Annotated in this window: 5 protein-coding genes; 1 reads left to right on the forward strand and 4 read right to left on the reverse strand. The window is 56.5% G+C overall.

The window, feature by feature from the left end:
- Positions 1-1,078 precede the first annotated feature (1,078 nt).
- Positions 1,079-2,257: a cation:proton antiporter gene (locus FJ147_27535; GenBank protein MBM4259637.1), complete on the forward strand. Its 1,179-nt coding sequence runs from the start codon at positions 1,079-1,081 to the stop codon at positions 2,255-2,257.
- A gap of 87 nt (positions 2,258-2,344) precedes the next feature.
- Here FJ147_27535 and FJ147_27540 read toward each other — a convergent pair whose 3' ends face one another.
- The 4 genes from FJ147_27540 to FJ147_27555 all read right to left on the reverse strand — a co-directional run bounded on the left by FJ147_27540 (position 2,345) and on the right by FJ147_27555 (position 4,344).
- Positions 2,345-2,755, reverse strand: coding sequence for a hypothetical protein (locus FJ147_27540; protein ID MBM4259638.1), 411 nt, complete (start codon positions 2,753-2,755; stop codon positions 2,345-2,347).
- Positions 2,756-2,833: 78 nt separating this feature from the next.
- Positions 2,834-3,049 carry a hypothetical protein gene (locus FJ147_27545; protein ID MBM4259639.1) on the reverse strand — a complete coding sequence of 72 codons (216 nt, stop codon included), beginning with the start codon at positions 3,047-3,049 and terminating at the stop codon, positions 2,834-2,836.
- A gap of 379 nt (positions 3,050-3,428) precedes the next feature.
- Complete coding sequence (locus FJ147_27550; GenBank protein ID MBM4259640.1) at positions 3,429-3,704, reverse strand: hypothetical protein; 276 nt, start codon at positions 3,702-3,704, stop codon at positions 3,429-3,431.
- 469 nt (positions 3,705-4,173) lie between these two features.
- A complete protein-coding gene (locus FJ147_27555) occupies positions 4,174-4,344 on the reverse strand; it encodes a hypothetical protein (GenBank protein ID MBM4259641.1) in 171 nt (56 codons plus the stop codon).
- Positions 4,345-4,427 lie beyond the last annotated feature (83 nt).

Raw genomic sequence — 4,427 nt, forward strand, 5'->3', positions numbered from 1 at the left:
GCTGGGAAGCCTATGATGAACACCTGCGTCAACGCACCCTTCGCCACCTCAAACGGACCGCCGCCCGGTTGGGGTTCACGCTCCTCCCCCAGCCCGTCTCGGCCTGAGAGTGTGTTTCTGAGCAGTGAAGCGCGGAATCCCTCCGAGAGACCCTTCGTTACACTCAGGGTGACAACTCTGCTGTACCAATCTTCCGTGGTCCGATTTAGAGCGAAGGCCCGACAATGCTTGCCGGTCTGTCGGAGGAGGCGTGAGGCCAGAGCCAGAAGTCTTGTCCGGTTCTCCGCTCTTGCCAGGGACAGGGCAGGAGACAGTGTGATCATCTCCTTCGAGGGCAATTATGATCAGCAAGAACGATGCCGATGGCCTGACGGAAATTTGCTCTGTTACGGCGCGATGCGCAAGCGCTATCGTGAGACAATTTGTCACAAAAGCCCCGCCGGAGTCGCAAATAATCTCGCGCGGGTTGAGCCGAGCGAATACGAACAGGGAGTTATCGTGCTGATACACTGTGACCATCCGGCAGAGCGGAGCACACGTGGTCGCGCCTCGTCCGATTCACCACAGGATGAACTACGCGTAGAATCTCTCTGCGAGACCCTTTGTTGCACTCAGGGTGACAGGCGGAGTGTACCAATGGCGCGTGGATCGACTGAGCATGCACATGCTACGGCATAGCTCTTGCTCTTCATTAGTGCACCGTTCCGTGATGGACGGGTAGGAGGTACGCATGCATAGCGCCAGTACCGGTCCGGAGGAAGTTGCCCAGCGGGAGCTGTATGGAGGAGGCCGGGGGGTTGTGTCCATCCGCGAATCCGCTATCCACAAAGCTGCAGGTCAGCACTTTTGAAGCACAGCGCGAGGCGATAGATCTACGACTACAAAGACAGCGAAGGAGGTCGAGGTGGGGAACAGGGGCTCGATAGTGCGGTTGGTATGCGGGTTGGTCTGCATCCTTGCGCCATTCACGGCGTGGGCAGCAGGTGGACAGGGCGCTGGTGGGCATGCAAGTCCTGTCATTCTCTTGTTGTTGGAACTTGTCGTTATTTTACTCGCCGCCAAACTTGGTGGCGACGTGATGGTGCGAATGCGGCAACCAGAAGTCCTCGGCGAGCTCTTGATTGGCATCGTGCTAGGGAATCTTATTCTTCTCGGCATTCCCACCTTCTCCTTCTTACGACAAGACGAGATGCTCGCAGTACTCAGTGAGCTGGGCGTCGTGCTTTTGCTCTTTGAAGTCGGACTGCACACCACGTTACCCGATATGATGAAGGTCGGTGTGTCGGCCTTACTCGTTGCCATTCTGGGTGTCATTGCCCCGTTCTTTCTGGGCTGGGGCGTCAGTAGCTTCTTTTCCCCTGAGAGTGATCGATTGGTCCACGTGTATCTGGGTGCCACACTGACCGCGACCAGTGTCGGGATCACTGCCCGTGTGCTCACCGACTTGCACCGCCTGCACACCAGTGAAGCGAAGATCATCTTGGGTGCCGCAGTGATCGATGATGTATTAGGCTTGATGGTGCTGGCAGCGGTGGGTGGAGTCATCGCTGCTGCGGAGATGGGCACCGCGGTGAATGTCGGTGCGGTCGCTGGCGTGCTCGGGCGTTCGCTCGGGTTCCTGATCATCGTGGTCGGTGTTGGTCGCCTACTGATGCCAGGCTATTTTCGCCTTATGGTGCGCTTACACAGTCAGGGCGTCTTGTTAGTGTCGAGCCTCGTGTTGTGCTTTGGGCTTGCCTATCTCGCCGGCGTGGTTGGGCTGGCGCCGATCGTTGGTGCGTTTACTGCTGGTCTGATTTTGGAGCCGCATCACTACCAAGATCTGGCCGCCAAGCATCAGCATACCTCACTGGAAGAACTCTTGGCACCATTGGTGACGATCATGGTGCCGATCTTTTTCGTCACGATGGGGGCGCGAGTCACCTTAGAGGATTTTACCCGGGTTGAGTTGCTCGGATTTGCGGCATCGTTGACGATCGCGGCGATCATCGGCAAGCAAATTTGTGGGTTAGGCGTACGAGAGCCAGGGCTAGACCGCATTGCCGTGGGCCTGGGGATGATCCCACGCGGAGAAGTCGGTTTGATCTTTGCCAGTATTGGCGCGAGCATGATGCTGCATGGCAAACCGCTGATCGATTCGGCAACTTATGGCGCGGTGGTGATTATGGTTGTCCTGACGACGTTAGTGACGCCGCCGCTCATTACCTGGCGCTTTCGCAAGCTGGGAGCGACGACCGCGCATGTCACCGATGGTTAGGCCATGGATCATGCTACGCACGTCCGCTGCCGCCATGGTTCAGTTCGTCGTGAGCCGTGAGACTGGCCACGCAAACGTCAGCGGTGCTTACAATCGGCGACCATTCTCTGTTCCGTGGAGTGGCTCAAGGCCAACATCCGTGGGTACTCCTTCTTCTTCCCCCTCCTGATCAGTTCTCACCGTGGCCTCAGGCGCGCGGTCATATTCCTCTTCGGTATGCACCGTGCGCAGCAGAAACATGGTGCCACCCGTGCTGATCTCTTGAATCGTCACATCAGTCAATCCGGCCTTGGCAATTGCTTCACGAACTGTCGTACTGGTCGTAGGCTCCAGGAAGCGCACTTCCACCATAGCACCGCCAGTGAAGTCAAGCCCATAGTTCAATCCCCACGTCGTGAGTAATATAATACTGATGAGGTTGACGATGACTGAGGCGATCACGAACCCTTGTCGTCGGCCAACGAAATCAAAATTACTACCCGGCGGTATCAGTTCCATATCCCTTCCATTCGTATTGCCCTTGTCTGTCTCATGAATACGGTGACGATACTACCTAGCGCTGTGTGGCCATACTGTTCACGGCTTCCCTTCGGTCAGTGCTGTCAGTGTCCCCCTTGTTACCTCGCCAATATGTCCCGTCGCCACGGTTGCTTGTGGCGTGATGTTCGCTGGCCGGGCAGCAACGGGAATCCATTTCTGTCTGTACAATCGTTGTTCAACACAGCCAGTGCCGATAGCTGTGAGGATGATTCCGCTCAGCAGGGGAATCTGCAGACAGTGTGGCGATGGCACTGGGTCCCTCCTTTTTTCCACCGAGGTGAATGACGTCCGACGCGAACGCATGCTCTGCGGTCGACACCATCCGGCTGAGCAAGTGAGCAAAAGGGAGGCCAAAACATTTTCCCTACCCGGCACAGTCGCCACACCGCTGACTGTGGAAAATCGCCACAGTCAGCGAAGGGAGTGTTCTTTCTTTCCGCAATCGACAGTCACAAGCTCATCAAGGTTTGTCGCATGACGGCGCCCACAAGGGGGGTCGTACAATGTCGCGGCGATCTCTGCTACGCATCCGGCGCGCACTGCCGACTGTCGCGGGCTAAGAACAGACAGCAAGTAAGGAAGAATGGCGCACCGAGCCCCACCATCTCCTGTCTACACAGCCGCATCAGCCTCAGGCCGCTGTGGCGTGAGAGGTCGTCTCGCCTGCGTGGCCTTCACGGTGTTCGGTTGGCGGTTGACTGGTAGAGAGGAGGCGCCGCTGAGTATCATCTACAGCCTGGCGTTGGGCAATCGTGGCCACCATCCCCATGAGCGTGACAACGACTCCCGCTTCGCGACACAGTCGGTCAATCGCCCAATCATTGGGCACGATCACCCCTATCAGTATCAGTACGATACCTACTACCAGGACAATTCTTGTGCCATGCAACAGCGATGCATTCTCCATAGCTCGCGCTTCTCCTTTCAACAACAGTACATAGTGGAACCCTGCGAACGATGGTCACGATTCTGCTCCGTAGGTGGACACACTCTTCCACGCTCGCGGGGGCTACAGAAAGACGCACACAGTCCCAACGGTCCAGTGTTCACCCCTCTCTCGTCTGCCACACGCAGCAAAACACAGACCAGAGCGTTTCGTTCGCAAAGGTATGGAGAATGACGGCTCGTCCACAGTGCTGTTTGAGACAATTTGTCTCGTACACGGGTGATGCGTCGTTTTCTGTCTCCTGTACACGAACTACATGGGACTGGAGAACAGTCGTGAATTTCCGCCTGCGTCGTGAAATCACCCGTGCCTCTATCCCAGCGACATTGGTACACCAGCGACTAAACCCGCTCATGCTGAGCGTAGTCGGAAGGACGAGATCGAAGCAGGCGCAAACCCTAAACTGGGACATTCAGTGCGAGACAGCACCTTAGCGGACGACACGAGGGCCGAATTCCTCCGGATCAGCTTTGCCGTATTCGAGCAGCTTGCGATAAAGCGTACGGCGATCGATACCTAACAGATCCGCCGCTTCCTTTTTCTTGCCGTCACTCCACTCTAAGAGAGTGTTTTGAAAAAGGGATTGGTAAGCTTGAGGGATGAATACACTGCCGCGAGTTTATCCAACGGACCTGACCATGACCGAATGGACACAATTGAAGAGCTTCTTTCCCCCGGCCTCTC

This window comes from Deltaproteobacteria bacterium, assembly GCA_016874775.1.
GTDB lineage: Bacteria > Desulfobacterota > Binatia > Bin18 > Bin18 > VGTJ01.